This is a genomic window from Thauera butanivorans NBRC 103042 (assembly GCF_001591165.1).
In the GTDB taxonomy this organism is placed as follows: domain Bacteria; phylum Pseudomonadota; class Gammaproteobacteria; order Burkholderiales; family Rhodocyclaceae; genus Thauera; species Thauera butanivorans.
The window spans coordinates 50,864-77,708 of sequence record NZ_BCUG01000009.1; the positions used below are offsets into that span (position 1 = coordinate 50,864).

Below are 26,845 nucleotides of genomic sequence, written 5' to 3' on the forward strand. Positions count from 1 at the left end.
AGGACCCCGATGCAAGACCGCGAAACCGACGGCCACCGCGCACGCAAGCGCTTCGGCCAGAACTTCCTGTCCGACCCCAACATCATCCGCCGCATCATCGACGCCATCCGTCCCCAGGCGGGCGAGGCGATGGTCGAGATCGGTCCCGGCCTGGGGGCGATGACCGCGCCGCTGATCGAGCGTCTCGGCCACCTGCACGTGGTCGAGATCGACCGCGACCTGATCGCGCGCCTGCACGAGCGCTACACGCCTGCCCAGCTCACGGTGCATGAAGGCGACGCGCTGAAGTTCGATTTCAGCAGCCTGTGCGCCGATGGCGGCCAGCCGCTGCGCGTCGTCGGCAACCTGCCCTACAACATTTCCACGCCGATCCTGTTCCACCTCGCCGGCTTCGCCGACCAGGTCAAGGACATGACTTTCATGCTGCAGAAGGAAGTGGTGATGCGCATGGTCGCCGAGCCGGGCACCGAGGAATACGGCCGCCTGTCGGTGATGCTGCAGTACCGTTTCCGCATGGGCAGAATGTTCGACGTGCCGCCCGGCGCCTTCCGCCCGGCGCCCAAGGTCATGTCCAGCATCGTGCGCATGGCGCCCCTGCCCAGGGAACAGCTCGGCGCGCAGGACGAGGCACTGCTCGGGCAGATCGTCACCGCCGCCTTCGGCCAGCGCCGCAAGACGCTGAAGAACACGCTGCGCGAGTTCATGAACGATGCCGATTTCGACGCGCTGGGCATCGATGCCGGTCTGCGCGGCGAGAAGCTGTCGGTCGCGCAGTTCGTCGCGATCGCCAATCATTGCAGCGCGCGAGGGTGAGGGAAGGCTTGTCCTGTTTTTTCAGGACAGGTGGTCTCGCAGGTGGAGCCAGTCGATCCCGGCAAAAAGCAAACGGCAGGATTCCAATGGTGAAGTCCCGCCGTTTTTCCTTGCTGCGGCGACCGGAGGTTTCCGGGTCGCCAAGCCGCGCTGCCTCAGCTCACTTCTTGCTCAGCGGGCAGGTACTGAAGCCGAGCAGCGGATAGAGCGGGCACCAGCCCATGGCACCGGTGGCCAGCGGCACGATGCCGATCCAGGCCCAGACCGGTCCGCCCATCAGGGCCCAGGCGATCAGCGCGATGCCGGCCACGATACGCAGGATCCTGTCGATACCGCCTACGTTCTTCTTCATGATGTTCTCCTTGCAAGGATGGGATAGTGCTTCGATTGGAGCATGCCATTCCATTCGCGGTCTGTAACCACGGTTACAGAGCGGGCTGGTCAAGGAGAAAGAGCCCGTCGGGGCCTCGGCTGCCTCAGGCCTTGGTCGAACCTTCTGCCGCCAGTTTGCGCAGGCCTGCCGGATCGAGGATTTCCACCTGTTCGCGAGACAGGCGCACCAGGCCCTGGTCGGCGAAACTCTTCAGCAGGCGGCTGACGATCTCGCGTACGCTGCCGAGTTCGTCGGCCAGTTGCTGATGGGTGACGTGCAGCGTGCGGCCCTTGCCCAGCAGCAAGGCAGCCAGGCGCTGGTCGAGCTTGCGGAAAGCCACTTCCTCGATCAGCTGCATCAGGTCGGCGATGCGTTCGGCAAAAAGATGGAAGATGAAGTCGCGGAACGGGCGCTCGTTCATCATGTCGTCGAACACCGTCTTCGGCAGCAGCATCAGCAGGGTGTCGGTTTCGGTGACGCCGCGGGCGTTGTAGTCCTCGTGGCCGAGCAGGCAGGACGAGGAAATGATGCAGGTTTCGCCCGGTGCGACGCGGTACAGCGGCAGTTCGCGCCCGTTCGGCGCGCACTTGCTGACGCGCACCGAGCCTTCGACGATGAAGGGAAAGCCTTCGCAGGCCTGGCGGTCGTCGAACAGCATGGCGCCGGCTGGAACGCGCATCCAGCGGGCGCTCCGCAGGACGCGCAGGCGCGCATCCGCGGACAGCTTGTCCAGGATGGGATAGCAGGCCGAGAGGCGATCGGTTTCGGTGGCGTCCATGGTCTCAAGCAAGTTCGAGCACGACCGGGGCGTGGTCGGAAGGCCGTTCGAGGCGGCGGGGTGCCTTGTCCACCGTGCAGCTGCGGCAGGCTTCGCGCAGCGCGGGTGAAACCAGCAGGTGGTCGATGCGCAGGCCGAAATTGCGCCGGAAAGCCATCATGCGGTAGTCCCACCACGAGAAAGCACGTTCGGGCTGCTCGAACAGGCGGAAGGCGTCGATCAGCCCCAGGTCGAGCAGGGCGCGGAAGGCCTCGCGTTCCGGCACGGAAACGTGGATCTCGTCCTTCCAGTCCGGGTGGGCGTCGCGGTCCTCGGGGGCGATGTTGAAGTCGCCCGCCAGCAGCAGGCGTTCGTGCGTCTTCAGTTCCTCGCGCAGCCAATCGGTCAGCGCAGCGAGCCATTTCAGTTTGTATTCGAACTTGTCCGAGCCCACCGCCTGGCCGTTGGGGAAATAGCCGCACACCACCCGCACGCCGTCGATGGTGGCGGCGATGATGCGTTTCTGCTCGTCCTCGAAGCCGGGGATGTTGCGTACCACCGTTGCTTCGTCGATCGGCCGCGGGCTGAGGATGGCGACGCCGTTGTAGGTCTTCTGGCCGATGAACACGGCGTGGTAGCCGGCGGCCTCGAGTTCGGCGACAGGGAAAGCCTTGTCTTCGAGTTTCAGTTCCTGCAGGCACAGCGCGTCGGGCGTGTTGGCGGCCAGCCAGTCGAGGACCTGCGGCAGGCGGACCTTGAGGGAGTTGACGTTCCAGGTGGCAATTTTCATCTGATCGGGATTTCGTTTCTATAGGAGTCCGCTGGCGGCTCCGTGCCAGCGTGACGGTATGGCCGCAAGTTGCGGAGAGCAGTCCGGCAGCCTTGCGGCAGCGGACCATTCAGCCACGACTTGCCGCATAACACAACCCGCACGGCAGATGCGGCGCCGCGGGCGATGAGGCGATGGCTGGAAAGAGTCTTTACCGTTTGCCACTTGAACAAAAATCATTCTCATTTATAGTATCGGCTTATCTTCTTTGTCACTCGCCATGACGAAGCGTCCCGATCATCGCACTCCCCGTGTGCGCAAGACTTGTGAGGCCGACCGTGGAATACGCCAGCCATGACTTCGATCAACTCGCCCAGGAACATCGTGCGCTGATACACGACTATGGCCGTGCGCAACGGCGCTGCACCGAACAGCTGCACGCGCAGGCGCGCGAGCTGGAGCGCCTGCGGATGAAGGTGATGCATCTGCAGGCCGAAGTCATCATGCGGGAAACCGCGCTGGCCTGGGAGCGGGAAGATCGTGCCACGCTGGAGGCAGCGATTCCCGGCCTGTCCAAGCGCGTCACGCTGGCGCGCCATGTGGAGACGCTGGTCGCGCGCATCCAGATGCTGATGCGCGAGCGCCTGCAGCGGGAAAGGCCGCGGGGCAGAGTGCCTGGCCAGTGGGGTGGCGGAGAAGGTGACGGCGCGCCGACCGTCGCAGTCGTCGGGGAGTCGCCTGCGTCCGGTGCGGTGCTGCAAGCCGCCGATCCCGAGGCGCTGGAAGCGAGCCTGCGTGCTGCCGACCTGGTGATCTGCCAGACCGGCTGCCTGAGCCACGGCGATTACTGGCGGGTGCAGGACTACTGCAAGCGGACCAACAAGACCTGCGTGTTCGTCGAGCAGGCCGGCGTGCCGGACAGCGCTGGTGCGCAGAAGATCGGTGCCGGGGAGTTGCGCGTGCTGAGTCTGGCGGGCGACGTACCGGGCAGGCGGACATGAGCGGCCGATCCTGTCGTCCCCAGTCCTGTAGCCGTTTCTCTTCAGTTTCCCCAATTCTTCCGGTAGATCGACATGCCCCATACCTTGCCTGCATTGCCCTACGCCTACGACGCCCTGGAGCCGCACATCGACGCGCAGACGATGGAGATCCATCACACCAGGCATCATCAGACCTATGTGAACAACCTCAACGCGGCACTGGAGGGCACCGAACATGCCGGACTTCCGGTCGACGAACTGATCGCGCAGCTCGAGTCGCTGCCTGAAGCCCTGCGTGCGCCGGTGCGCAACAACGGCGGCGGGCATGCGAACCACAGCCTGTTCTGGACGATCATGTCGCCCACCGGCGGCGGCAAGCCGGACGGCGATCTGGCGCGTGCCATCGATGCCGATCTCGGCGGCTTCGATGCCTTCAAGGAGGCTTTCACGAAAGCTGCGGTGAGCCGCTTCGGCAGCGGTTGGGCCTGGCTGACGGTGGACAAGTCCGGCAGGCTGGCCGTCGAGAGCAGCGCCAATCAGGACAATCCGGCGATGAAGGGGATCGGCTCGGGCAACACCGCGATCCTCGGGCTGGATGTCTGGGAGCACGCCTACTATCTTAAGTACCAGAACCGGCGCCCCGAATACATCGCCGCGTTCTACGAGGTCATCGATTGGGCCGAGGTCGCCCGTCGCCATGCCGTGGCGCGGGGATAAGCGGGACGATCATCACATGGACGAGACGCCGACACTGGATTCACCACCGCCCTGGTGGCGCGGCCGGCGGCCGAGGCAATGGCTCGGCCTGGTCATTTGCCTGGCGGGCGCGCTCGTCCTGCTCGTGCAGAGCTGGCGCTTCGTCCAGGGCAATCAGATGGTGCTGAACGCGCTGATCGGCGGCTCGGTGGCGGCGCTGGCGACCGCGCTCGGTACGCTGCCGGTGCTGTTCTCGCAACGCCTGTCCGAACGTGTGCAGGACAGCCTGTTCGGTTTCGGTGCCGGCGTCATGCTGGCGGCCAGCGCGTTTTCGCTCGTCATTCCCGGTCTGCAGGCGGCGCAGGATGCCGGCAGCTTCGGCGGCGGGCCGTGGGCGGCGGGTGCGGTCGTCGGCATTGCGGTCCTGCTGGGTGGCGTCGTTCTGCTGGCCATGGATCGCCTGCTGCCGCACGAGCACTTCATCAAGGGCCGCGAAGGCGCGGTGGCGCAGAAGCTGCGTCGCACCTGGCTGTTCGTGTTTGCGATCGCGCTGCACAACCTGCCCGAAGGGGTGGCGATCGGGGTCGGTTACGCCGGCAACGAAGGCATGCGGGCCAACGCGCTGGCGATGGGCATCGCGATCCAGGACGTGCCGGAAGGGCTGGTGGTGGCCGTCGCGCTGCTGGCGGCGGGCTATCGGCGCGCGGTCGCGGTCGGGCTGGGGATCGCGTCCGGCCTGGTCGAGCCGGTCGGCGCCGTACTGGGCGCCGCGGTGGTCGGCTACTCGGCAGCGCTGCTGCCGTGGGGGCTGGGTTTCGCTGCCGGCGCGATGCTGTTCGTGATCAGCCACGAGATCATCCCCGAATCGCACCGCAAGGGGCACGAGGCTTATGCCACGGCGGGGCTGATGATCGGTTTCGTGCTGATGATGGTGCTGGACACCGCGCTGGGCTGATGTTGCCGAATGCCGCTGCCCGGTCATGGGCGGCGGCATTCGGCCATCAGGCTTTCATTCAGGCGTCCACCATGCCGCTGTGGCGCAGCAGGGCGTCGACCTTCGGCTCGCGGCCGCGGAAAGCCTTGAAGGATTCCAGCGCCGGGCGGCTGCCGCCCACGGCCAGGATCTCGCGCCAGAAGCGCGCGCCGGTCTCGGGATCGAGCAGGCTGCCCCTGCCGGCGCCGGCCTCCTCGAAGGCTTCGAAGGCGTCGGCCGACAGCACTTCCGCCCACTTGTAGCTGTAGTAGCCCGCCGCGTAGCCACCGGCGAAAATGTGCGAGAAGCTGTGCGGGAAACGGTGCCAGGCGGGCGGGATCATCACCGCGACTTCCTTGCGCACTTCGTCGAGCAGCGCCATCACGCGTTCGATCGGCACGGGGCCGGCGGCGGCATCCAGCTCGCCGTGCAGGCGCAGGTCGAACATCGAGAACTCGAGCTGGCGCACGGTCTGCATGCCGCTCTGGAAGTTCTTCGCCGCGATCATCTTGTCGTACAGCGCGCGCGGCAGCGGCTCGCCGGTATCGACATGGGCGGTCATGCCTTGCAGCACGTCCCATTCCCAGCAGAAGTTCTCCATGAACTGGCTGGGCAGTTCGACCGCATCCCACTCCACGCCGTTGATGCCGGATACCGCCAGTTCGTCCACCTGGGTGAGCAGGTGGTGCAGGCCGTGGCCGCACTCGTGGAACAGCGTCAGCACGTCGTCGTGGGTGAAGGTGGCGGGCTTGCCACCGACCGGGCCGGGGAAGTTGCACACCAGATAGGCGACCGGCGTGTCGCTGCCCCAGGTGTCGCGGTGGCGGCTGCGGGCCGAATCCATCCAGGCGCCGCCGCGCTTGGTCGGGCGTGCATGCAGGTCGAGATAGAAGTGGCCGACCAGCTCCCCTTCCTTCTCGATGCGGAAAAAGCGCACGTCCGGATCCCATGCCGGCGCTTCGTCGGGCAGGATGTCGACGCGGTACAGGGCGCGGATCACGCCGAACAGGCCGTCCAGCACCTTGGGTTCGGGGAAGTACTGCTTCACTTCCTGGTCGGAGTAGGCGTAGCGCTGCTGGCGCAGCTTTTCCGAGGCGTAGGCGACATCCCAAGGCTGCAGCTCGGCAAGGCCGAGTTCCTGGGCGGCGAAGGCACGCAACTCTTCCAGGTCGCGCTCGGCGAAAGGCTTGGCCTTGGCCGCGAGGTCGCGCAGGAAGCCGAGCACCTGCTCGGGCGTGTCGGCCATCTTCGGCACCAGCGACACTTCGGCGAAGTTGCGGTAGCCGAGCATGCGCGCTTCCTCGTCGCGCAGCGCGAGGATGCGGCCGATCAGCGGGCCGTTGTCGAGTTCGGCATCGCCCAGCTCGGAGGCGCGGGTGGCGTAGGCGCGGTACATGCGCGCGCGCAGCTCGCGGTCGTCGGCGTACTGCAGCACCGGCAGGTAGGAGGGCATCTGCAGGTTGAACTTCCAGCCCGGCCTGCCTTCGGCTTCGGCGGCGGCGCGGGCGGCTTCGCGCGCGTCGTCGGGGATGCCGGCAAGCTGGGCTTCGTCGCCGATCCATTCCGCATGGGCGTTGGTGGCGTCGAGCAGGTTTTCGGAGAACTTTGCCGCGAGCTGCGACATTTCCTCCTGGATGGCCTGGAAGCGCGGCTTCTGCTCGTCAGGCAGTTCGGCGCCGGACAGGCGGAAGTCGCGCAGCGCGTGTTCGAGGATGCGCTGGCGCACCGGCGACAGGGTGGCGAATTCGGGGCTGTCGCGCAGCGCCTTGTACTTCTCGAACAGCGCCAGGTTCTGGCCGACTTCGGCATAGAAGCGCGAGATGTCCGGCAGCATGGCGTTGTAGGCTTCGCGCCATTCCGGCACGTCGAACACGCTGTGCAGGTGGCCGACCACGCCCCAGGCGCGGCCCAGGCGTTCGCCGGCCTCGTCCATCGGGCCGACGAAGCCGTCCCAGGTCGGCGTCGCCGGATCGGCGGTGAGGCGTCCGATCAGGCGTCGGTTTTCATCGATCAGGTGCTCGATGGCGGGTTCGACGTGCTCCGGCTTGATGTCGGCAAAGCGTGGCATGCCGGAAAAGTCGAGCAGGGGATTGGCAACGGCATCGTTCATTGGGCTGAATCTCGGTGGCGGTTGTGAATTGCGGGCCAGGGCGGGCTATTGTGCCGGAAAAAATGCCACGGGCGCCGCGGCCGGCGCCCGTGCATCCCCATGCCGGTACGGCAGTCAGTCGATCATGTCGCGGTAGGCATGCCAGGTTGCATGGCCGAGCAAGGGCAGCAGGACGATCATGCCGACCATCATCGTGGCGAAGCCGGCCGCGACCAGCGCGACGATCAGCGCCGCCCACAGCGCCATGGCGCCAAGGTTGACGGCCACTGCGCGCAGGCTGGCCATGGCTGCGGTGATCGCGTCGGTGTCGCGGTCCATCATCATCGGGATCGCGATTGCCGACAGCGCGAACACCACCGCGGCCAGTATGCCGCCCGTCGCCATGTAGGCCAGGACGAAGGAAAGGTGTTCACCGGACAGGAAGATGTCGCGGAAGAAATGCGTCACTTCCGGCAGTTCCCTGCCGTAGAACAGCGCGAACAGGATGGCCGACATGCGTTCCCAGCCGATCAGGGTGATGGCGAGGAAGGCGCCGAAATAGGCCATGCCGTCGCTGTGGCGCCACAGGCCGCGCAGTGAGTCGGTCAGCGAGGCGGGTTCGCCGCGTTCGTGGCGACGGGATATTTCGTACAGCCCCGCCGCTGCGATCGGGCCGATCAGCAGAAAGCCCGAGATCGCCGCGGTAAATAGATAAGGCGTGGTCGCGGCGTAGGACAGGATGGCGTAGCCGATCGCGGCGAGGACGAGGCCATAGCTGAGGCTGGCCCCCAGGTTCGCACGCATGTCGCTCCAGCCCATGCGCAACCATTGGAAGGGGCGTGATGTATCGACTTCCCGTATGCGGGGCAGGTGGAAATGCTGTTCCAGCGAGTTGAACGGCTTGTCCATGGCAACCTCCGGTGATCTGACGTGGGTCGAACACACCGCACCGCCATGCCGGACGGCACATGGCGGTGTCGGGTTGCCTCTGAGACCAGGAAAAGAACCGCGAGTTCGGGAATGCGAGTCGTTCGCGTCGCGGCGCCGATGCCGGGCCGGCGTCGGCGCCGGCAGGCTTCAGTCGAGCTTGTAGCCCGTCAGCCGCTGGTAGGCGTCGCGGTATTTTTCCGCCGTATGCTCGATGACGTCGGGCGGCAGCCTGGGGCCGGGGGCGGTCTTGTCCCAGTCGAGCGTTTCCAGGTAGTCGCGCACGTACTGCTTGTCGAAGGAGGGCGGGCTGATGCCTTCACGGTAGCTGTCGGCAGGCCAGAAGCGCGAGGAGTCCGGCGTCAGCGCCTCGTCGATCAGGTGCAGGGTGCCGGCGCCGTCGATGCCGAACTCGAACTTGGTGTCGGCGATGATGATGCCGCGGCCGGCGGCATAGCTGGCCGCTTCCGAGTACAGCGCGATCGCGGCCTTGCGGGCCTCTTCGGCGAGCTGGGCGCCGGTCTTGCCGGTGCCGGCGAGCACGTCCTTCAGCATCGTGTCGCAGCGTTCCTGGGCCTGCTCGAAGGAGATGTTCTCGTCGTGCTCACCGGCCTCGGCCTTGGACGAGGGCGTGAAGATCGGCGCCGGCAGCTTCGCCGCCTGCTGCAAGCCGGGGGGCAGGGCGATGCCGCAGATGGTGCCGGTGGCCTGGTAGTCCTTCCAGCCCGAGCCGATCACGTAGCCGCGCACCACGGCTTCGATCGGCAGCGGCTTCAGGCGCTTGACCACCAGCGCACGGTCGCGCACCTGGTCGCGCTCGTCGGCGGCGACCACGGTTTCGGGGTCGATGCCGGTGAGCTGGTTGGGCAGGATGTGGCCGAGCCGCTCGAACCAGAAGTTGGCCAGCGCCACCAGTACGCGGCCCTTGTCCGGAATCGGATCGGGCAGGACCACGTCGAAGGCCGACAGGCGGTCGCTGGTGACGATCAGCAGCTTGTCGTCGTCGATGGCATAGATGTCGCGTACCTTGCCGCGGCCGAGCAGCGGCAGGCTGGTGATGGAAGTTTCGAACAGGGGAGTTGCCACGGTGGGGCCTCGCTTGCTGGCAAAGCGGGAATTATAGGGGAGTGCCGTGCGCTGCGCGCCGTCGTGGGCGATGCGGCGGGATGTGATCGGCGTCACCCGGCAAATCCGGTCCCGAGGCCGGGCAGCCTTCCGCTCCACCGCCGGCCAATGCCGTGCCCGAGCCCGGGTCGCCCGCGCTGTCCTTCGCAGCGCTCGGCTTGCTGGCGCTGGCCCGTCGCGGCCGGGTGTGCAAGGGCCGAGGCTTGCCGCGGGCCGGCGGCACGCTACACTTCGGTGGAATACGCCGTGCCTGCGAGCCCTTCATGAGCCATCCCGTCTTCTGGCGCGATCCCGCGCTGCCCCATGTCGAACTGAGAAAAGTGGATGACGGCCGGACCGTCTGCTATGCGCCCCATGCGCATGCGGAATGGTCGCTTGGGGCGATCGTCGGCGGCGAGAGCAGCTTCGTCTGCGGGCGGCGCAGCTACCACGTCGAAGCCGGCACGCTGGTGCTGATCAATCCGGAGTCGGTGCATGCCTGCAACCCGGTCGAAGGCCGGCCATGGGCGTATCTGATGCTGTATGTCGATGCGAACTGGCTTGCCGGTCTGCGCTGCCGGCTCGGTTTCGCCCGCACCCGGGTATGGGAAGACTTGTCGCCGGATGTGTCGCGCGAGCCCGCTGTCTTCGATGCCTTCACCGGGCTTGCGGCCTGCCTGCTCGATCCTGCGCTGTCCGCGAGTGCCAAGAACGCCCGCCTGGTCGCTTTCCTGGCGGGCCTGATGCCTCGCCTTTCGGCTCGTGGCGCGGCGAGGAAGCCGCCTGCGCAGCTGCGCGCGGTGGCGGACTATCTGGATGCGCATTGCGCCGAGGAGGTATCGATCGATGCCTTGTGCAGGCAGGCCGGGCTCAGCCCCGGCCATCTGATCCGCTGCTTCAAGCAGCATTTCCGGCTCACGCCGCACGCTTATGCGATCAATCGCCGCGTGCAGCTCGGCCAGCGCGCATTGCGGCGCGGGCAGCCGATCGCCGATGCCGCGCTCGAAAGCGGCTTCGCCGACCAGCCCCACTTCCAGCGCGTGTTCAAGCGGCTGCTGGCGGCCATGCCGAGGCAGTATCGCCGGATTTCAGTCGACCAGCAGGAAGATGCAACTGCCCGCGAGCAGGACGGCGAGCACGCGGTTCAGCGTGCGTAGCACGGACGGACGGGCGACCTGCCGCCGCAGGAAGGCGCCGGCATAGACCCAGCAAGCGAGCGAAACCCAGCAGATCGGGGCGTAGAGTGCGGCGAACAAGGCCAGTTCGCCCGGCGCCGCGCCGCTGGTGTAGGCGCCGATGCCGGAAGCGGCAGCCAGCCAGGCTTTCGGATTGAGCCACTGCATGAGCGCCCCGGTGGTGAAGCCCGGCGGCGCTTCAGTGCCGCGGTCGGCCAGCCTGCCATCGTCCTTCACGAGCTGCCAGCTCAGGTAGAGCAGGAAAGCGACGCCGCCCCAGCGCAGCAGCAAGGTCAGCAGCGGCAGTTGTGCCATCGCCGCGGCAAGCCCCAGGCCGACGGCGGCGAAGAGCGCGATGAAGCCCGCCGTCGCGCCGCTGACGAAGCCCAGGCTCGCCCGTATCCCGTAGCGTGTGCCGCTGCCGAGGCAGACCATGTTGACCGGGCCCGGGGATATCGACGCCGCGAGCGCGAACGCGGACATGGGAAGGATGACTGCTGCAAGGCTCATTCATGGGCCTCCGTTTGCTCGAAGGCTGTGAATGTCGCAGCGTCTGCCGTCCGCGGTATTGAACGGAATTGATGTCGGCGGCGGTTGTGTGGCACAGGCCAAATGCTGCAGCAGGAAAGTCCACCCTTTGCTGCGGGGGACGCCGGGGGCAGGTCCGATGGGACGGTCCAGGGAGCGATTCTGCCGGAAGCCCGGACGCCTTCCGGGTCCGGCCCGAAACCACGCCGTGAATTTCGCTTCCTCCAGTGAGGCACCGCCGCCCCGGTTTCTGCGTTTACGGGCTCTTCGCCGTACGCCGCCCTGCGCGGGGGAGGAAGTGCTCGACGTGGGCGGTAGGGGGTATTGGGCCGGAATTATCAGCGGGTAGAATCCCGGGATTCATTCACGCAGCCATGCTGCCGGACGATGCGTCTCCGGGCAGCCGCAAGGCGTTGCCCTGAGCCCCGAATACCAGCCGGTGAATCATGAGATCCTTCCTGACAAGACTTCTCGAATGTGCGACGGACAGGGCGCCAGCCGTCGGTTCGCGGGAAAGGACGCCAGTGATCTACAAGTTCAAGCGCGACGTGCTCTTGATCGTGGCGAAGCTGAACAATGGGGTCAGGCATCCTGATTGCGCCACGATCAAGCGACAGACCATGTTCGTGCAGTCCCAGCTCTTCCACAGCATCTATCACGACCCCGTGGTGCCCGAGGACACGAAGAAGCTGCTGATGGAATACCACCTCAAGAGCGTGCGGGCAACGATCGGCGATCTGCGCGGATCGCGCTCTCGCGACGAGGCGCAAGGGGCTGCGCCGCACGAAGTGCGTGATGCTGCTCGGGGGGAGCAGCCCGCCGCGGGCGAGGGCGAGCTGCGGCGTCCGGCGGAGCGCCGGCGCAGCCGGCAGTCCTGAGCGGCACCGGACCCTCGGTGCTCAGCCGTGGCCCTCGCCGTTGCCCAGCAGCTTGCGCATCCGCTTCAGTCCCATGAACACGAAGCCGGCGATCAGCGGGATCGACACCGCGGTGATCAACTCCGGCGTGGCAGGGAGGATGAAGTCCTTGGCGCCCTTGGCGACGTAGTTCACCAGTTGTGAGGCGTAGTAGGTGATCGCCACCACCGACAGGCCTTCCACCGTCTCCTGCAGGTGGAGCTGGATCTTGGCGCGGCGGTTCATCTGCGCCAGCAGTTCCTGGTTCTGGCGTTCCAGTTCGATATCCACGCGGGTGCGCAGCAGTTGCGAGTTGCGCGCGATCCGTGCCGACAGGTCGTCCTGCCGGCGGGCGATCGAGGTACAGGTGTCGATCGCCGGCACCAGGCGGCGGTCCATGAACTCGCTGATCGGCGAGAAGCCCGGCAGGCGCTCCTCGCGCAAGTCTTCGATGCGCTGGCGCACCAGCCGGTAGTAGGCGGCGGCGGCGCCGAAGCGGAAGGTGGTGAGCGCCACCGAACGTTCGACTTCGGCGGCGAGCCGCGACAGGCGGGCGAGGATCGCGCGGTCGTCCCCGGCACTGCGTGCCCGGTCCATGCCGACCATCAGATCCGCCAGTTCGTCCTCCGCGCGCGACACCAGGCGGCCGACCTCCTTTGCCACCGGAAAGGCGAGCAGGGCCATCACGCGGTAGGTCTCGATTTCGACCAGGCGCTGGGCGATGCGGCCAGCCTGGCGCGGCGTGAGATGCTCGTTCAGCACCAGGAAGTGCGAGAAACCGTCGTGCAGGTGAAAATCGGTCAGCACCCAGCCGGCGCCGCCGGCCACTCTCGAGGCGACCAGGGGATGGCCGTAGGGCGACTGCTGCTGCAGCACGGTTTCCAGGGGCAGGTCGGCGGCCCGGCGCATCTCGATGTGCGTGGCCGCGATCAACTGGCCGGGGATCGCGTCGAGCCAGGCGGTGGGCACGTTCAGCAGCGCGTAGTCGCCGTTGCCGGTGGTGGCCGGATCGATGCGGCGGAAGAAACAGTAGCTGGAAAACTCATTGTGCCGTTCCCATTTCAGGCGGAAACCACCCGTGCCGTGTGCGCCGACGCTCAGTTCGATGTGGCCGGAACCGGGGTCGGGCATGGGCAGGGCGAGTTGTTCGGCCAGTGCCCGCAGGTGGCCGGCTTCGCGTTCGGCGCTGCCTTCGTGGTGAGTGAAGGCGAGATAGGTGACGAAGGCCGGCGTATCCAGCGCGACCGGCGGCCGGGCGTGGATCTCGCCGCTGAGACTCCAGCGCAGGGGGTGTTGTTCGAACTGGGGCATGGCGTCCTGGAGCCTGGTTTTGCCCGGTTGCGGGGCTTGGGGGCACAATCTTGCCGATCGGCGCCGGACATGACAAGCACGCCCGTGTGCAAGCCCGGCCGGCATGCAGCGGCGCGATCGTTCGCCTATGCTTGAACTTTGGTGCCGCCCTGGCTTTCGAATAGGCACGGACATGCAAGGGCACCGGCGGAGGTCATGGCATGCGGGAACCCAGGGTTTCATCGTTCGGATGGCTGATGTGGGGATTGCTGGCTGCGCTCGTGATCGCTCTCGGCGGTGCCGTGGCCAGCGCCCAGGACAAGCGGGTGGTCGTGCTGCGTGTGGATGGCGTGATCGGTCCGGCCACTGCCGACTATCTGCACCGTGGGCTGGCACGCGCGGCCGAGCAGGGGGCGGAGCTGGCGGTGATCGAGATGGACACCCCCGGCGGGCTCGATACTTCGATGCGCCTGATCATCAAGGACATTCTGGCCTCGCCGGTGCCGGTGGCGACCTTCGTCGCGCCCGAAGGCGCCCGGGCCGCAAGCGCAGGCACCTACATCCTCTATGCCAGCCATGTGGCGGCGATGGCGCCGGCGACCAACCTCGGTGCGGCCACGCCGGTGGCGATCGGCATCGGCGGTGCGCAGCCGAGGCCGCCGGACACCGAAGCGGGTGCCGAATCGGACTCTGGAGCGGATGCCGCCAAGCCGGCCGGCAAGAACGATGAAGCCGGTGCTGCGCCGGCGCGGAAGCCATTGGCCGGCGGCGATGCGATGAGCGCGAAGTCGGTGGCCGATGCCGCCGCCTACATCCGCAGCCTGGCGCAGCTGCGCGGGCGCGATGCCGACTTCGCCGAGCGGGCGGTACGCGAGGCGGCCAGCCTGTCGGCGGACGAGGCCTTGCAGCAGGGCGTGATCGATCTGGTCGCCGCGGATCTGCCCGATCTGCTGGCCCGCCTCGATGGCCGGGAAGTCAGGCTCGGCAGCGGCACCGTCACGCTGGCGACGGGCAACGCGGTGATCGAGCGCCACGAGGCGGATCTGCGCAATCGCGTGCTGGCCGTGCTCGCCCATCCGCAGGTGGCGCTGATCCTGATGATGATCGGCATCTACGGCCTGTTCTTCGAGGCTACTTCGCCCGGCTTCGGTGTGCCCGGCGTGGCTGGTGCGATCTCGCTGCTGATCGCGCTCTATGCTTTCCAGCTGCTGCCGGTGAACTGGGCCGGCGTGGCGCTGATCGCGGTCGGCGCCGGCTTGATGCTGGCCGAAGCCTTCCTGCCGAGTTTCGGCGCCTTCGGCATCGGCGGCGTGATCGCCTTCGTCGTCGGCGGCCTGTTCCTGATGGATGCCGAGGCGCCCGGCTTCGGCGTGCCGCTGGCGCTGATCGTCGGCCTGGCGCTGGCCAGCGCGGCGATCCTGCTGGCGATAGGCGGTTTCGCCGCGCGCAGCTTCAAGCGGCCGGTGGTCAGCGGGCGCGAGGAAATGGCCGGCGCCGTCGGTACGGTAATCGGTCCGGCCGGCAGAGGCGACTGCTGGGTGACGGTGCATGGGGAGAGCTGGCGGGCGCGCAGCGAGGCGCCGCTGGCGGCTGGCACCAGGGTGCGCGTCGTCCGCCTCGACGGCCTGACCCTGGAAGTCGCCCCCGAACCCGTTTCCATCGATGCGAGGAGTAATGCGCCATGATCGACCTTCAACTGGGGTTCGCTCCCCTCATCATCCTGCTGCTGTTCGTGCTCGCCTCTTCGATCAAGATCCTGCGCGAGTACGAGCGCGGCGTGATCTTCCTGCTCGGGCGCTTCTGGAAAGTGAAGGGCCCCGGCCTGGTGATCGTGATCCCCGGCCTGCAGCAGATGGTCAAGGTGGATCTGCGCGTGGTGACCATGGACGTGCCGGCGCAGGACGTGATCTCGCGCGACAACGTCTCGGTCAAGGTCAATGCCATCGTGTTCTTCCGCGTGGTCGATCCGCAGAAGGCGATCATCCAGGTCGAGAACTACCTCGTCGCCACCAGCCAGCTCGCGCAGACGACGCTGCGCGCGGTGCTCGGCAAGCACGAGTTGGACGAGATGCTGGCCGAACGCGAGCGCCTGAATCTCGACGTCCAGCAGATCCTCGACGCCCAGACCGACTCCTGGGGAATCAAGGTGACCAACGTCGAGATCAAGCACATCGACCTCAACGAGAGCATGGTCCGCGCCATCGCCCGCCAGGCCGAGGCCGAACGCGAGCGGCGGGCCAAGGTGATCCATGCCGAAGGCGAAAAGCAGGCGGCGCAGACGCTGAGCGAAGCGGCCGAGATGCTGTCGCGCGAGCCGGCGGCGATGCAACTGCGCTATCTGCAGACGCTGACGCAGGTGGCCGGCGAGCACAATTCGACGGTGGTGTTTCCGGTGCCGGTGGAACTGCTCAGCGCACTGGCCGGCGGCCGCAAGGCGGCGGGCGGGGAATAGATTTGGACCGGATCGCCCAGGTGTATCGAATGCCCGGTTGCGCCTGGCCGCGTCGGGGCGTTCAAACGAAGAACGCGCCCTGAGGCGCGTTCTCGCGGTACTGCGGTGGGGGAGGCTCAGCGCACGATCTGGGCCAGTTCGCCGGCCTTGTAGCGCGCGGCCATCTTTTCCAGCGGGACGGCCTTGATCCTGCTGGCCATGCCGGCGCTGCCGAAGGCTTCGAAACGGGCCTTGCACACCAGCTTGGCGGCTTCGCGCGCGGGCTTGTTGAATTCGCGCGGGTCGAACTTGGATGGGTGCTCGACCAGGAACTTGCGCACCGCGCCGGTCATCGCCAGGCGGATGTCGGTATCGATGTTGATCTTGCGCACGCCGTACTTGATGCCTTCGACGATTTCCTCGACCGGCACGCCATAGGTTTCCTTCATGTCGCCGCCGTACTGGCGGATGATTTCGAGCAGCTCCTGCGGCACCGAAGACGAGCCGTGCATCACCAGATGGGTGTTGGGGATGCGGGCGTGGATGGCCTTGACGCGCTCGATGGAAAGGATGTCGCCGGTGGGCTTGCGGCTGAACTTGTAGGCGCCGTGGCTGGTGCCGATGGCGATGGCGAGCGCGTCGCAGTCGGTCTGCTTGACGAAGTCGGCGGCCTGGTCGGGGTCGGTCAGCATCTGCGAATGGTCGAGCGTGCCTTCGGCGCCGATGCCGTCTTCCTCGCCGGCCTGGCCGGTCTCGAGCGAGCCGAGGCAGCCGAGCTCGCCTTCGACGCTGACGCCGATGGCGTGCGAGAACTTGACCACTTCACGGGTGACGGCGACGTTGTAGTCGTAGGAGGAGGGGGTCTTGCCGTCTTCCAGCAGCGAGCCGTCCATCATCACGCTGGAGAAGCCGGAGCGGATCGCGCCCATGCACACTGCCGGGCTCTGGCCGTGGTCCTGGTGCATGACGACCGGGAGGTGCGGATAGGTTTCGACGGCGGCGTCGATCAGGTGGCGCAGGAAGGCTTCGCCGGCATATTTGCGGGCGCCGGCCGAGGCCTGCATGATCACCGGGCTGTCGCATTCGGACGCCGCTTCCATGATGGCCTGGACCTGTTCGAGATTGTTGACGTTGAACGCGGGCAGGCCGTAGCTGTGTTCGGCGGCATGGTCGAGCAGCTGGCGCATGGAAACGAGGGGCATGTAGGTTCTCCTGGTGGCGGGCGATGGTCGAAACTAACCCTGCATTCTAATACACGAGCCGATGATGCGTTGCGTGCGGGCGATGGCTTCGGCATGCCATGGTGTTACAAATCCTGTGGCGCCGAGGCTCCCGCGGCGGGATGGTCGCCGACGCGCACGATCTTGAGCGTGTTGGTGCCGCCAGCGGCGCCGATGGGCTCGCCGATCGTCAGCACGATCAGGTCGCCGTAGTCGACCACGCCCTGTTCGAGCAGGATCTGCTCGGCCTCCCACAGCAGCACGTCGCGGTCCTGGTGGGTCTGGCTCATCAGCAGCGGATAGACCTCGCGGTACAGTGTCATCTGGTTGCGGGCGCCGACTTCGGGGGTGAGCGCGTAGATCGGCACGCCGCAGTTCAGCCGGCTCATCCACAGTGCGGTCGAGCCGGTCTGCGTCAGCGAGGCGATGGCCTTGACCTTCAGGTGGTAGGCGGTCCACATCGCCGCCATCGCGATCGACTGGTCGATGCGGGTGAACACGCGATCCAGCACTTCGCGGTCGAGCGTGACCTCGCCCGACTTCTCCGCCTCCAGGCAGACCCGGCTCATCGCCTCGACGACTTCGACCGGGAAGCGGCCCGAGGCGGTCTCGGCCGACAGCATCACCGCATCGGTGCCGTCGAGTACCGCATTGGCGACGTCCGACACCTCGGCGCGGGTCGGCACCGGGCTGGTGATCATCGATTCCATCATCTGCGTCGCGGTGATGGTGAGTTTGTTGCGGTCGCGTGCCGCGCGCAGCATCCGCTTCTGCAGTGCCGGCACGGCGGCATCGCCGACTTCGACCGCGAGGTCGCCGCGCGCGACCATGATGCCGTCGGAGGCGTCGAGGATCCCGTCGAGGTTGGCCACGGCTTCGCTGCGCTCGATCTTGGCAATCAGCAGCGCGTCGCCGCCGCCCGCGGCGCGCATCAGCTGGCGCGCCATGTACATGTCGGCCGCGCTCTTGGGGAAGGACACGGCGACGAAATCGACGCCGATCTGCGCCGCGGTGCGGATGTCGTCCATGTCCTTGGCCGTCAGTGCCGGCGCGGTCAGGCCGCCGCCCTGGCGGTTGATGCCCTTGTTGTTCGACAGTTCGCCGCCCACCCTGACGATGGTGTGGATCTCGTGGCCGGCCACACGCTGCACGCCGAGCTTGAGCCGGCCATCGTCGAGCAGCAGCACGTCGCCCGCCTTCACGTCCTTGGGCAGGTCCTTGTAGTCCAGTCCCACGCGCTGCGCATTGCCGAGCTCGCAACGGGCATCGAGGATGAAGGCCGCATCGCGTTCCAGCGTGATGCGGCCTTCGGCGAACCGGCCGATGCGGATCTTGGGGCCCTGCAAATCGGCCAGGATGCCGACCGGGCGGCCGACGAGCGCCGCAGCCTGGCGGACGGCTTCGGCGCGGGCGATGTGGGCCTCGGCGGTGCCGTGGGAAAAGTTCATGCGCACGACGTCGACGCCGGCGCCGACCATGCGCTGCAATACTTCGAGATCGGACGAGGCAGGGCCGAGGGTGGCAACGATCTTGGTGTGGCGTGGCATGGGGGCTCCCGGAGGCGTGTTCCTGCGAACTGCGGCATTGCCGTGCATTCTAAACCGGAGTCGGGCGACGGCTGCTGCTGCGGGGCTTCCGTCCTGTGCGATGGCATCGCCGCCGGAATGGAAAATCCAGTTTTCGGTGACTAGACTGGAAGTCGGCGCACAAGCCTGGGGAAGGATCATGGAATTTGCAGTCGTGCTCGCCCTGATCGCCGGCGTGCTGGCCGGCTGGCTGCTGCTGCAGCGGCGGGCGCCACCGGCGCCAGCGCGTAAGGAGATGCCGAAACATCCATATCATTGCGTGGTGCTCGAAGTCCGCGGGGACGGCTGCGAGGCGGTGCGCAAGCTGACGGGGCAGTGCTTCCTGGCCGCGCATGCTCCGCACCTGCCGCTGGCGGACTGTGAAAGCAGCCGTTGCGAGTGCATCTATCAGCACCATGAGGACCGCCGCCACCACAATCGCCGGGACCCTTACATCCTTGCTCGGCGCATGCAGTTCGTCGATGCCCGGCAGGACCGGAGAAGCACGCCCGGCCGGCGCAAGACCGACCTGATGCTGCACCCGATACCCTGAATCCGTTCTGGCCCGGTAACGAGAAAGGGGCGCCGCGCGGCGCCCCTTTTCGTCGTGCGGGAACGCAGATGCCTTTCAGTCGGCGTAGCGTGCTTCCAGCGCGGCGATCGCCGGCAGGGTCTTGCCTTCGAGGAATTCGAGGAAGGCGCCGCCGCCGGTCGAGATGTAACCCACGTCGTCGGCGATGTTGAACTTGGCGATGGCCGCCAGGGTATCGCCGCCGCCGGCGATCGAGAAGGCTTCGGAGTGGGCGATGGCCGAAGCCATCATCTTGGTGCCGCCGGCGAACTGGGCGTATTCGAAGACGCCGACCGGGCCGTTCCAGACGATGGTGCCGGCGTGGGCGATGATGTCGGCGAGCTTGGCCGAGGACTTCGGGCCGAAGTCGAGGATGCGGTCGTGCGGGCCGACCTCATCCACCGGGATGCGGTTCGCACGCGCCAGCGCGGAAACCTCGTCGGCCACCACCACATCCACCGGCAGCGGCACTTCGGCGCCGCGTTCCTTCATGATGTCCATGACCTGCTGGGCCTCGCGCACCATCTCCGGCTCGGCCAGCGATTCGCCGATGCGCTTGCCGGCGGCGAGCAGGAAGGTGTTGGCGATGCCGCCGCCGACGATGAGCTGGTCGACCTTGGCCGCCAGGGTCTTCAGGATGGTCAGCTTGGTGGACACCTTGGCGCCGCCGACGATCGCGACCAGCGGTCGCTTCGGTTCGTGAAGGGCCTTGCTGAGCGCGTCGATCTCGGCGCCCATCAGCATGCCGGCGCAGGCCACCGGGGCGAAGCGGGCGATGCCGTGGGTGGTGGCTTCGGCGCGGTGGGCGGTGCCGAAGGCGTCGTTGACGTAGATGTCGCACAGCGCGGCCATCTTCTTCGCCAGCTCTTCGTTGTCCTTCTTCTCGCCCTTGTTGCAGCGGCAGTTCTCCAGCAGCACGACTTCGCCCGGCTTGACCGTGAAGTCGCCGTCGACCCAGTCGGCAATCAGCTTGACCGGCTTGTTCAGCAACTGGCCCAGGCGCACGGCGACCGGCGCCAGGGTGTCGTCGGGGCCGACCGTGCCTTCGGTCGGGCGGCCGAGGTGGGAGGTGACCATCACCGCCGCGCCCTTGTCCAGGCAGTACTGGATCGACGGGATGGAGGCGCGGATGCGGGTGTCCTCGGTGATGTTGCCGGCTTCGTCCTGCGGCACGTTGAGGTCGGCGCGGATGAAGACCTTCTTGCCGCGCACGTCGAGTTCGTTGAGCTTCTTCACTTTCATGATGGTTTCCTGGGTGTCGTTGCAATCGTCAGCCCCACCGGCTCGCCAGTGATTGCCCGGAAAGCAGCACGGCACGACACCAGGCCCGATGGCATGGCGTGCGCGGCAAGCCACGGCCGATGCGCGAGTGGCGGATTGAAGGGCGAACCGAGCACGGAAGGGCAGGTCAGGGCAGAACGGCGGGATTTTACCGCAGAGTTGATCGGGTAATTCCCACGCAGGGCGTTCGGCGGTTTTGCGCCGGCTTCAGCCCTGGCCGAACACATCCTCCAGCGTTTGCGCATCGAGGATGTTGTCGGCCCAGTGTTCGAGTTCGGCCGGGGTGGCGTTTTGCAGGCGCTCTCGGGTCGCGGCGTCGAGCGGGCCGAAGCGGCGGGTGAGCAGGCGGGTCAGCACGGTAAGTTCGCCTTGCTGCAGACCGCGTTCCATACCTTGCAGGATGCCCTGTTGAATCCCCTTCTGCATGCCTTCGCTGCGCATGCGTTCGCTCCAGGTCATCATGGTCTGGTCCTCCTGCGGGTAGTGCTGGGCAAAAAGCAGTCGCTCATTATCGTCGAGCCTGCTGTAGATGTCGATGAAGTCCATGTATTTGAGGCGTTTTTCCGGATCCGGTTCGAGGTTCAGCAGGCCGCGGAAGGCCCAGGCGCAGACATCGATGATGCGCTCGCGCGGGTAGGCCATGTTGGGCAGGTTCAGGCGGGCGACGATGTTGTCGCTGTCCTGGTACTGCTCGGCGGGCAGTTCGTCGAGAATGCAGAACAGGTAGCTGAAGGACAGAAAGGCGAAGCGCTCGCTGCCCAGCTCCAGGCACTGGCGGATGGTGCTGCTGCCGTGCAGGAAGATGACGACCGGCACGACGCGGTCGGTCCTGCACAGCTCGGCCAGATCGAGGCAGTAGTGGCCGAGCCGGTGGATGGAGAAACGGGCTGGATCGCTCTGTTCCTCGACGATGAACAGCAGCGCCTCGCGCCGGCCATCGGGCCACTCGACGAGCAGCGGCACGTCGAGTTCGCGGAAGCGGTCGCCGAGGCGACTTTTCAGTTGCTCCTGGCGGACCGGCGTGATGCGCACCGATGCATCGATGTCCAGCGCTTCGCTGGCGGCGAAGAAGGCCAGTGCCTGGCGCGGGTAGTCGAGGATGAGGTTCTTGAAGTTCTGGTCGTGGCTGGCCGGCGGCATCGCGCAATCCCGTTTGCATGGCAGGTGGGATTATATGTCAATGTCGTCTGCGCCAGAGGGAAAACCATGCTTGTGTTCTGTGCCCCCGCCCGGCGGATACAGCAGCGTCCAGGCTTCAACCTCCAGCGCCGCGGCCAGGCGCTCGATGTTCTGCAGTGAAACGTTCCAGCGCGAACGCTCCACCGCAGAAACATAGGTGCGGTCCAGCTCGCTCTCCAGCGCCAGCCGTTCCTGCGACCAGCCTTTTTCCACCCGATGCAGGCACACCCAGTAGGCCAGCACGTCGCGCAGTGAGGCGCCTTGGGACGGAGGCTGAGGTGTGCGGAATTTGGCAGACATGTCCGCATGGTGTGATTACGATGTGCATGCATCTACGGAGTTTGCTTCTCATGTTTTTGGGGTGTGCTGAATGCATGAGAGTTTGAAGAGTCTGTCTAGCCATGAAAAAGCCCGCCGGGCCGAAGCCGGGCGGGCTTTTTTGCGCTTGCCCTTGCGGGCCGCGGCTTACTTTGCGGCGACGAAGGCGCGGGCGGCGTCGAGCATGCGGCAGGAATAGCCCCACTCGTTGTCGTACCAGGCCAGCACCTTGACCAGCACCGAGCCGTCCTCGCCCTTGATGACGCGGGTCTGGGTGGCGTCGAAGGTGGAGGAGACGGTGGTGTGGTTGAAGTCGGAAGACACCAGCGGCTCGGTGTTGACCGCCAGGATGCCCTTCAGCGGGCCGTTGGCCGCGGCGCTCATCAGCTCGTTGATCTCTTCCTTGGTGGTGGCGCGCTCGGCGGTGAAGGTCAGATCGACCAGCGAGACGTTGATCGTCGGCACGCGCAGGGCGAAGCCGTCGACCTTGCCGGCCAGTTGCGGCAGCACCAGGCCGACGGCCTTGGCGGCGCCGGTCTTGGTCGGGATGATGTTGGCGGCGGCGGCGCGGGCGCGGCGCAGGTCCTTGTGGCGGACGTCGACGGTGACCTGGTCGTTGGTGTAGGCGTGGATGGTGGTCATCAGACCCTGCTTGATGCCCACGCTGTCGGCCAGGATCTTGGCCACCGGGGCCAGGCAGTTGGTGGTGCACGAGGCGTTGGAAACGACGGTCATGCCAGCCTTCAGCGCGTCTTCATTGACGCCCATGACGATGGTGGTGTCCACGTCGTCGCCGCCCGGCGCCGAGATCAGCACGCGGCGGGCACCCTGGTCGAGCAGGGCCTGGGCCTTGGCCTTGGTGGTGTAGGCGCCGGTGCATTCCAGCAGCACGTCCACGCCGTGGCTGCCCCAGTTGACGCCCTTCGGGTCCTTGGTGGAGTAGAAGGGGATCTTCTTGCCGTCGATGATGATGACGTTCTCGCCTTCGGTCTCGACCGAGGTGGCGAAGCGGCCGTGGGTGGTGTCGTACTTCAACAGGTGGGCATTGGTGGCCAGATCGCCGGAAGCGTTGATGGCGACCACTTCGAATTCGTTCTGCAGTCCCTGCTCGTAGATGGCGCGCAGCGTGCAGCGACCGATACGACCGAAACCGTTGATGGCGACCTTGATGCTCATCGATGCTTCTCCCTCTTCATGGATATACGAAACCGATCGCTCGCATCAGGCGAGCGCTTTCCTGACCGCGGCCACGACGGCCTCGGTGGTGATGCCGAAATACTTGAACAGCTCGCCGGCGGGGGCGGATTCGCCGAAACGGTCGATGCCGACGACTTCGCCTTCCAGGCCCACGTACTTGCGCCAGCCGTCGCTGACGCCGGCCTCGACCGCCACGCGCGGCAGGCCCTTGGGCAGCACGTCGGCCTTGTACGCCTCGTCCTGGCGGTCGAAGACGTTGGTGCTCGGCATCGACACCACGCGGACGGCGATGCCTTCTTCGGCCAGTTGCCGCTGGGCAGCCAGCGCCAGCGCGACTTCGGAGCCGGTGGCGAGGATGACGGCACGGGCCGCGCCATCCGCTTCGGCCAGGACGTAGCCGCCGCGGCGGATGTCGGCCACCTGCCCGGCGCTGCGGGGCTGGAAAGGCAGGTTCTGGCGCGAGAAGCACAGGCTGCTGGGGCCGGTGCTGCGTTCGATGGCGCTTGCCCAGGCGACGGCCGATTCGGTGGTGTCGCAGGGGCGCCAGACGTCCATGTTGGGGATCAGCCGCAGCGTGGCGATCTGCTCGACCGGCTGGTGGGTGGGGCCGTCCTCGCCGAGGCCGATCGAATCGTGGGTGAACACGAAGATCTGGCGGATCTTCATCAGCGCCGCCATGCGCAGGGCGTTGCGCGCATATTCGCTGAACATCAGGAAGGTGGCGGTGTAGGGGATCAGGCCGCCGTGCAGGCTGACGCCGTTGGCGATCGCGGCCATGCCGAATTCGCGCACGCCGTAATACACGTAGTTGCCGCCGCCGTCGCGGCTCACGCCCTTGGCGCCCGACCATAGCGTGAGGTTGGAGCCCGCCAGGTCGGCCGAGCCGCCGAGCAGTTCGGGCAGCTTGGGCGCGTAGGCTTCGATGCTGTTCTGGCTGGCCTTGCGGGTGGCGATGGTTTCGGCCTTGTCGGTCACCTTGGCGAGCACGGCGGCGACGTGGGCGTCCCAGTCGGAGGGCAGTTCGCCGGCCATGCGGCGCTCGAATTCGGCGGCGAGCTCGGGGTGGGCGGCGCGGTAGGCGGCGAAGCGGGCGTTCCACTGCGCTTCGGCTTCGGCGCCCTTGGCGCGGGCGTCCCAGGCGGCGTAGACCTCGGCCGGGATCTCGAACGGCGGGTGGGTCCAGCCGATGTGGGCGCGCGCGGCCTCGATTTCGGCGGCACCGAGCGGGGCGCCGTGCACGTCGTGGCTGCCCTGCTTGTTGGGTGCGCCGGCGCCGATCACGGTCTTGCAGCAGATCAGCGTGGGCTGCGTGGTGTTGCCCTTGGCCTGCTGGATCGCGGCTTCGATGGCGGCCGGGTCGTGGCCCTGCACGTCGCGGATCACCTGCCAGCCGTAGGCTTCGAAGCGCTTGGGAGTGTCGTCGGTGAACCAGCCATCGACGTGGCCGTCGATCGAGATGTTGTTGTCGTCGTAGAAGGCGATCAGCTTGCCCAGGCCCCAGGTGCCGGCCAGCGAGCAGGCTTCGTGCGAGATGCCTTCCATCAGGCAGCCGTCGCCGAGGAAGGCCCAGGTATGGTGATCGACCACTTCATGGCCGGGGCGGTTGAAGTCGGCAGCGAGCAGCTTTTCGGCCAGCGCCATGCCGACCGCGTTGGTGATGCCCTGGCCGAGCGGGCCGGTGGTGGTCTCGATGCCGGGGGCGTAGCCGTATTCGGGGTGGCCGGGGGTCTTGCTGTGCAGTTGGCGGAAACGCTTGAGCTCGTCGATCGGCAGGTCGTAGCCGGTGAGGTGCAGCAGCGCGTAGATCAGCATCGAGCCGTGGCCGTTGGACAGCACGAAGCGGTCGCGGTCGGCCCACTTGGGATTGGCCGGGTTGTGCTTCAGGTGGTGGCGCCACAGCACTTCGGCGATCTCGGCCATGCCCATCGGCGCGCCGGGATGGCCGGAGTTGGCCTGTTGCACGGCGTCCATCGCCAGGGCGCGGATCGCGCCGGTAACGGGGTTGAAGACCGGGAGCTTGACGTTGCGGGTCGACTGCATGCTGTGTTCTCGGGCCGGAGGCCGCTATCGGAAAAACCGCAATTATCCCTTAAAAGCCCTTGCCGATGCCAATGCCGCAATGGCGTATGAGCCTGTCCGGCGCTCCGTTGCGGGTATTGCCGCAGCGCTCATACCGACTGCCGGCGCCGCTCCATCAGCTTCCAGATCAGCGGTGTCAGGATCAGCTGCATCGCCAGGTCGAGCTTGCCGCCGGGAACGACGATGGTGTTGGCGCGGCTCATGAAGGCGTTGGGGATCATGTTCAGCAGATAGGGGAAATCCACCCCGCGCGGGTCCTTGAAGCGGATCACCACCATCGATTCATCCTGCGTCGGCACGTCGCGGGCGATGAAGGGGTTCGAGGTGTCGACGATCGGCACGCGCTGGAAGTTGATGTGGGTGCGGGCGAACTGCGGCACGATGTAATGCACGTAGTCGTGCATGCGGCGCAGAATGGTGTCCTGCACCGCGTCGGCCGAATAGCCGCGGATCCGGGTGTCGCGGTGCAGCTTCTGGATCCATTCGAGGTTGATCGTCGGTACCACGCCGATCAGCAGATCGACATGGCGCGAGACGTCGACATCGTCGGTGACGACGGCGCCGTGCAGGCCTTCGTAGAACAGGCAGTCGGTGCCGACCGGCAGGTCTTCCCATTCGGTGAAGGTGCCCATCGGCAGGTTCCAGCGCATGGATTGCGCCTCGTTGTGGATGTAGTGCCGGCGGCGGCCGGTGGCGGCTTCGCCGTAGGCGCGGAACAGGCTTTCCAGGTCGGAGAACATGTTGGCTTCGGGGCCGAAATGGCTGATGCCGCGCTCTCCGGCGCGCTCGGCTTCCTCGATCCGCGCCTTCATCTCCGCCCGCGTGTAGCGATGGAAGCTGTCGCCTTCGACGATCGCGGCATTGACGTGTTCACGGTCGAAGATGGCTTCGAAAGTGTGCTTCACCGTCGTGGTGCCTGCGCCGGAGGAACCGGTGACGGCGATGATCGGGTGCTTCATGGACATGGTGGTCTCCGTGCTGCACGGAAAAATGCGTGGCGTGCAGTATATTGCGGCGCAGCAACGCAGGATAGATCGTGGAGCGGGCCGTTCTGCGAGGTGCTGGACGGCCGTCTCGTGCGCTCAGGATCGTGTCTTCACCCAGGCCGACCATTCGCTGAACAACCCCGGATTGACGGCGGCGATGACGCCGCGCTTCAGCGCCGGGCCGGACATCAGCGAGCCGCCGTCCAGCGCTTCGGCCACGCCGCCCGCTTCGGCCAGGATCAGCCGGCCGGCGGCGTAGTCCCACAGCATCTGGCCGCCATGCAGGTAGACGTCCAGCCGGCCGGCGGCGACGAAACACCATTCCAGCGCGCTGGAGCCGAAGTTGCGCTGCGAGTAATAGGGCGGGCGCACCGCCAGTTCGTCGCCCAGGTGGTGGCTGATGCGCTTGAAGTCGACGCCGGCCACCGCATCGCGCAGGCTGGACGCACCTTCGCGCAGCGGCAGTTCGGTGCCGTTGAGAAAGGCGCCGGCGCCGCGCGCGGCATAGAAGGATTCGTCGGTGATCGGGTTATAGACCACGCCCAGCACCGGTTCGTGCTCGATCAGGTAGGCGATCGACACGGCGAACAGCGGAATGCCGTTGGCGAAGTTGGTCGTGCCGTCGATCGGGTCGATGCACCACAGGCC

At 66.7% G+C, this 26,845-nt stretch carries 26 protein-coding genes; 9 read left to right on the forward strand and 17 right to left on the reverse strand.

The annotated features are described in order from the left end of the window. Positions 1-9: 9 nt before the first annotated feature. Positions 10-813 (forward strand): 16S rRNA (adenine(1518)-N(6)/adenine(1519)-N(6))-dimethyltransferase RsmA, encoded by an 804-nt coding sequence (gene rsmA / locus TBU01S_RS05000; RefSeq protein WP_068635538.1) that lies wholly within the window; start codon positions 10-12, stop codon positions 811-813. Positions 814-973: 160 nt separating this feature from the next. Here the strand turns inward: rsmA and TBU01S_RS05005 are convergent, their stop codons facing one another. The 3 genes from TBU01S_RS05005 to xth all read right to left on the reverse strand — a co-directional run bounded on the left by TBU01S_RS05005 (position 974) and on the right by xth (position 2,733). Continuing rightward, on the reverse strand, positions 974-1,165 hold the full coding sequence (locus TBU01S_RS05005; protein WP_068635539.1) for a YgaP family membrane protein: 192 nt from the start codon (positions 1,163-1,165) through the stop codon (positions 974-976). A 124-nt stretch (positions 1,166-1,289) separates the two neighbouring features. Beyond that, positions 1,290-1,964 (reverse strand): Crp/Fnr family transcriptional regulator, encoded by a 675-nt coding sequence (locus tag TBU01S_RS05010; protein WP_068635540.1) that lies wholly within the window; start codon positions 1,962-1,964, stop codon positions 1,290-1,292. Between the two features lie 4 nt (positions 1,965-1,968). Beyond that, positions 1,969-2,733, reverse strand: a complete 765-nt coding sequence (gene xth, locus TBU01S_RS05015) for an exodeoxyribonuclease III (RefSeq protein WP_068635541.1) — start codon at positions 2,731-2,733, stop codon at positions 1,969-1,971. A gap of 317 nt (positions 2,734-3,050) precedes the next feature. Between xth and TBU01S_RS05020 the strand changes: the two genes are divergently transcribed. From TBU01S_RS05020 to TBU01S_RS05030, 3 genes are all read left to right on the forward strand, one after another. Continuing rightward, positions 3,051-3,713: a DUF2325 domain-containing protein gene (locus tag TBU01S_RS05020; RefSeq protein WP_068635568.1), complete on the forward strand. Its 663-nt coding sequence runs from the start codon at positions 3,051-3,053 to the stop codon at positions 3,711-3,713. 72 nt (positions 3,714-3,785) lie between these two features. Then, positions 3,786-4,409: a superoxide dismutase gene (locus tag TBU01S_RS05025; RefSeq protein ID WP_068635542.1), complete on the forward strand. Its 624-nt coding sequence runs from the start codon at positions 3,786-3,788 to the stop codon at positions 4,407-4,409. 16 nt (positions 4,410-4,425) lie between these two features. After that, positions 4,426-5,343, forward strand: coding sequence for a ZIP family metal transporter (locus TBU01S_RS05030; protein WP_068635543.1), 918 nt, complete (start codon positions 4,426-4,428; stop codon positions 5,341-5,343). 58 nt (positions 5,344-5,401) lie between these two features. Here TBU01S_RS05030 and TBU01S_RS05035 read toward each other — a convergent pair whose 3' ends face one another. The 3 genes from TBU01S_RS05035 to TBU01S_RS05045 form a co-directional block, all read right to left on the reverse strand. Continuing rightward, positions 5,402-7,471, reverse strand: coding sequence for a M3 family metallopeptidase (locus TBU01S_RS05035; RefSeq protein ID WP_068635544.1), 2,070 nt, complete (start codon positions 7,469-7,471; stop codon positions 5,402-5,404). A gap of 114 nt (positions 7,472-7,585) precedes the next feature. Continuing rightward, positions 7,586-8,359, reverse strand: a complete 774-nt coding sequence (locus TBU01S_RS05040; protein WP_068635545.1) for a DUF2189 domain-containing protein — start codon at positions 8,357-8,359, stop codon at positions 7,586-7,588. A gap of 168 nt (positions 8,360-8,527) precedes the next feature. Then, positions 8,528-9,463 (reverse strand): phosphoribosylaminoimidazolesuccinocarboxamide synthase, encoded by a 936-nt coding sequence (locus TBU01S_RS05045; RefSeq protein WP_068635569.1) that lies wholly within the window; start codon positions 9,461-9,463, stop codon positions 8,528-8,530. Between the two features lie 302 nt (positions 9,464-9,765). Between TBU01S_RS05045 and TBU01S_RS05050 the strand changes: the two genes are divergently transcribed. After that, a complete protein-coding gene (locus tag TBU01S_RS05050; RefSeq protein ID WP_068635546.1) occupies positions 9,766-10,638 on the forward strand; it encodes an AraC family transcriptional regulator in 873 nt (290 codons plus the stop codon). On the opposite strand, the gene TBU01S_RS05055 is transcribed toward TBU01S_RS05050, so the two are convergent. Next, the gene (locus tag TBU01S_RS05055; protein ID WP_068635547.1) at positions 10,570-11,166 is read right to left on the reverse strand and encodes a LysE family translocator; all 597 of its coding nucleotides are present in this window, start codon (positions 11,164-11,166) and stop codon (positions 10,570-10,572) included. The genes TBU01S_RS05050 and TBU01S_RS05055 overlap by 69 nt on opposite strands. Positions 11,167-11,708: 542 nt before the next feature. Between TBU01S_RS05055 and TBU01S_RS05060 the strand changes: the two genes are divergently transcribed. Then, positions 11,709-12,062: a hypothetical protein gene (locus TBU01S_RS05060; protein WP_245650853.1), complete on the forward strand. Its 354-nt coding sequence runs from the start codon at positions 11,709-11,711 to the stop codon at positions 12,060-12,062. A 21-nt stretch (positions 12,063-12,083) separates the two neighbouring features. Here the strand turns inward: TBU01S_RS05060 and TBU01S_RS05065 are convergent, their stop codons facing one another. Beyond that, complete coding sequence (locus tag TBU01S_RS05065; RefSeq protein WP_068635548.1) at positions 12,084-13,391, reverse strand: DUF3422 family protein; 1,308 nt, start codon at positions 13,389-13,391, stop codon at positions 12,084-12,086. 236 nt (positions 13,392-13,627) lie between these two features. Here TBU01S_RS05065 and TBU01S_RS05070 point away from each other — a divergent pair, with 236 nt between their 5' ends. Together TBU01S_RS05070 and TBU01S_RS05075 are read left to right on the forward strand one after the other, a co-directional pair. Next, positions 13,628-15,055: an NfeD family protein gene (locus TBU01S_RS05070; protein ID WP_245650854.1), complete on the forward strand. Its 1,428-nt coding sequence runs from the start codon at positions 13,628-13,630 to the stop codon at positions 15,053-15,055. Next, positions 15,052-15,822 carry a slipin family protein gene (locus tag TBU01S_RS05075; protein WP_068635550.1) on the forward strand — a complete coding sequence of 257 codons (771 nt, stop codon included), beginning with the start codon at positions 15,052-15,054 and terminating at the stop codon, positions 15,820-15,822. The genes TBU01S_RS05070 and TBU01S_RS05075 overlap by 4 nt, the downstream gene beginning before the upstream one ends. Positions 15,823-15,938: 116 nt before the next feature. Here TBU01S_RS05075 and fba read toward each other — a convergent pair whose 3' ends face one another. Further along, positions 15,939-17,003: a class II fructose-bisphosphate aldolase gene (gene fba / locus TBU01S_RS05080; RefSeq protein ID WP_068635551.1), complete on the reverse strand. Its 1,065-nt coding sequence runs from the start codon at positions 17,001-17,003 to the stop codon at positions 15,939-15,941. A gap of 104 nt (positions 17,004-17,107) precedes the next feature. After that, on the reverse strand, positions 17,108-18,568 hold the full coding sequence (gene pyk / locus TBU01S_RS05085; RefSeq protein ID WP_068635552.1) for a pyruvate kinase: 1,461 nt from the start codon (positions 18,566-18,568) through the stop codon (positions 17,108-17,110). Positions 18,569-18,668: 100 nt separating this feature from the next. Between pyk and TBU01S_RS05090 the strand changes: the two genes are divergently transcribed. Next, a complete protein-coding gene (locus TBU01S_RS05090; RefSeq protein WP_245650855.1) occupies positions 18,669-19,139 on the forward strand; it encodes a hypothetical protein in 471 nt (156 codons plus the stop codon). Positions 19,140-19,214: 75 nt separating this feature from the next. Here TBU01S_RS05090 and TBU01S_RS05095 read toward each other — a convergent pair whose 3' ends face one another. The 7 genes from TBU01S_RS05095 to TBU01S_RS05125 all read right to left on the reverse strand — a co-directional run. Next, on the reverse strand, positions 19,215-20,399 hold the full coding sequence (locus tag TBU01S_RS05095) for a phosphoglycerate kinase (RefSeq protein WP_068635554.1): 1,185 nt from the start codon (positions 20,397-20,399) through the stop codon (positions 19,215-19,217). 246 nt (positions 20,400-20,645) lie between these two features. Continuing rightward, complete coding sequence (locus TBU01S_RS05100) at positions 20,646-21,578, reverse strand: DUF4351 domain-containing protein (protein ID WP_068635555.1); 933 nt, start codon at positions 21,576-21,578, stop codon at positions 20,646-20,648. 30 nt (positions 21,579-21,608) lie between these two features. After that, complete coding sequence (locus TBU01S_RS05105) at positions 21,609-21,917, reverse strand: helix-turn-helix domain-containing protein (protein WP_068635556.1); 309 nt, start codon at positions 21,915-21,917, stop codon at positions 21,609-21,611. A 165-nt stretch (positions 21,918-22,082) separates the two neighbouring features. Further along, a complete protein-coding gene (gene gap, locus TBU01S_RS05110; protein ID WP_068635557.1) occupies positions 22,083-23,111 on the reverse strand; it encodes a type I glyceraldehyde-3-phosphate dehydrogenase in 1,029 nt (342 codons plus the stop codon). A 45-nt stretch (positions 23,112-23,156) separates the two neighbouring features. Further along, the gene (tkt, locus tag TBU01S_RS05115) at positions 23,157-25,172 is read right to left on the reverse strand and encodes a transketolase (RefSeq protein WP_068635558.1); all 2,016 of its coding nucleotides are present in this window, start codon (positions 25,170-25,172) and stop codon (positions 23,157-23,159) included. 128 nt (positions 25,173-25,300) lie between these two features. Beyond that, positions 25,301-26,176 (reverse strand): phosphoribulokinase, encoded by an 876-nt coding sequence (locus TBU01S_RS05120; protein WP_068635559.1) that lies wholly within the window; start codon positions 26,174-26,176, stop codon positions 25,301-25,303. Positions 26,177-26,293: 117 nt separating this feature from the next. Then, on the reverse strand, positions 26,294-26,845 hold a 552-nt coding region (locus tag TBU01S_RS05125; protein WP_068635560.1), incomplete at its 5' end, for an inositol monophosphatase family protein.

Excerpts from the sequence above, each read along its gene's own strand:
- rsmA (WP_068635538.1), top strand. The coding sequence starts at position 10 with ATGCAAGACCGCGAAACCGACGGCCACCGCGCACGCAAGCGCTTCGGC.
- TBU01S_RS05005 (WP_068635539.1), bottom strand. The coding sequence starts at position 1,165 with ATGAAGAAGAACGTAGGCGGTATCGACAGGATCCTGCGTATCGTGGCC.
- TBU01S_RS05010 (WP_068635540.1), bottom strand. The coding sequence starts at position 1,964 with ATGGACGCCACCGAAACCGATCGCCTCTCGGCCTGCTATCCCATCCTG.
- xth (WP_068635541.1), bottom strand. The coding sequence starts at position 2,733 with ATGAAAATTGCCACCTGGAACGTCAACTCCCTCAAGGTCCGCCTGCCG.
- TBU01S_RS05025 (WP_068635542.1), top strand. The coding sequence starts at position 3,786 with ATGCCCCATACCTTGCCTGCATTGCCCTACGCCTACGACGCCCTGGAG.
- TBU01S_RS05030 (WP_068635543.1), top strand. The coding sequence starts at position 4,426 with ATGGACGAGACGCCGACACTGGATTCACCACCGCCCTGGTGGCGCGGC.
- TBU01S_RS05035 (WP_068635544.1), bottom strand. The coding sequence starts at position 7,471 with ATGAACGATGCCGTTGCCAATCCCCTGCTCGACTTTTCCGGCATGCCA.
- TBU01S_RS05040 (WP_068635545.1), bottom strand. The coding sequence starts at position 8,359 with ATGGACAAGCCGTTCAACTCGCTGGAACAGCATTTCCACCTGCCCCGC.
- TBU01S_RS05050 (WP_068635546.1), top strand. The coding sequence starts at position 9,766 with ATGAGCCATCCCGTCTTCTGGCGCGATCCCGCGCTGCCCCATGTCGAA.
- TBU01S_RS05055 (WP_068635547.1), bottom strand. The coding sequence starts at position 11,166 with ATGAGCCTTGCAGCAGTCATCCTTCCCATGTCCGCGTTCGCGCTCGCG.
- TBU01S_RS05065 (WP_068635548.1), bottom strand. The coding sequence starts at position 13,391 with ATGCCCCAGTTCGAACAACACCCCCTGCGCTGGAGTCTCAGCGGCGAG.
- TBU01S_RS05070 (WP_245650854.1), top strand. The coding sequence starts at position 13,628 with ATGTGGGGATTGCTGGCTGCGCTCGTGATCGCTCTCGGCGGTGCCGTG.
- TBU01S_RS05075 (WP_068635550.1), top strand. The coding sequence starts at position 15,052 with ATGATCGACCTTCAACTGGGGTTCGCTCCCCTCATCATCCTGCTGCTG.
- fba (WP_068635551.1), bottom strand. The coding sequence starts at position 17,003 with ATGCCCCTCGTTTCCATGCGCCAGCTGCTCGACCATGCCGCCGAACAC.
- pyk (WP_068635552.1), bottom strand. The coding sequence starts at position 18,568 with ATGCCACGCCACACCAAGATCGTTGCCACCCTCGGCCCTGCCTCGTCC.
- TBU01S_RS05090 (WP_245650855.1), top strand. The coding sequence starts at position 18,669 with ATGGCATCGCCGCCGGAATGGAAAATCCAGTTTTCGGTGACTAGACTG.
- TBU01S_RS05095 (WP_068635554.1), bottom strand. The coding sequence starts at position 20,399 with ATGAAAGTGAAGAAGCTCAACGAACTCGACGTGCGCGGCAAGAAGGTC.
- TBU01S_RS05100 (WP_068635555.1), bottom strand. The coding sequence starts at position 21,578 with ATGCCGCCGGCCAGCCACGACCAGAACTTCAAGAACCTCATCCTCGAC.
- TBU01S_RS05105 (WP_068635556.1), bottom strand. The coding sequence starts at position 21,917 with ATGTCTGCCAAATTCCGCACACCTCAGCCTCCGTCCCAAGGCGCCTCA.
- gap (WP_068635557.1), bottom strand. The coding sequence starts at position 23,111 with ATGAGCATCAAGGTCGCCATCAACGGTTTCGGTCGTATCGGTCGCTGC.
- tkt (WP_068635558.1), bottom strand. The coding sequence starts at position 25,172 with ATGCAGTCGACCCGCAACGTCAAGCTCCCGGTCTTCAACCCCGTTACC.
- TBU01S_RS05120 (WP_068635559.1), bottom strand. The coding sequence starts at position 26,176 with ATGTCCATGAAGCACCCGATCATCGCCGTCACCGGTTCCTCCGGCGCA.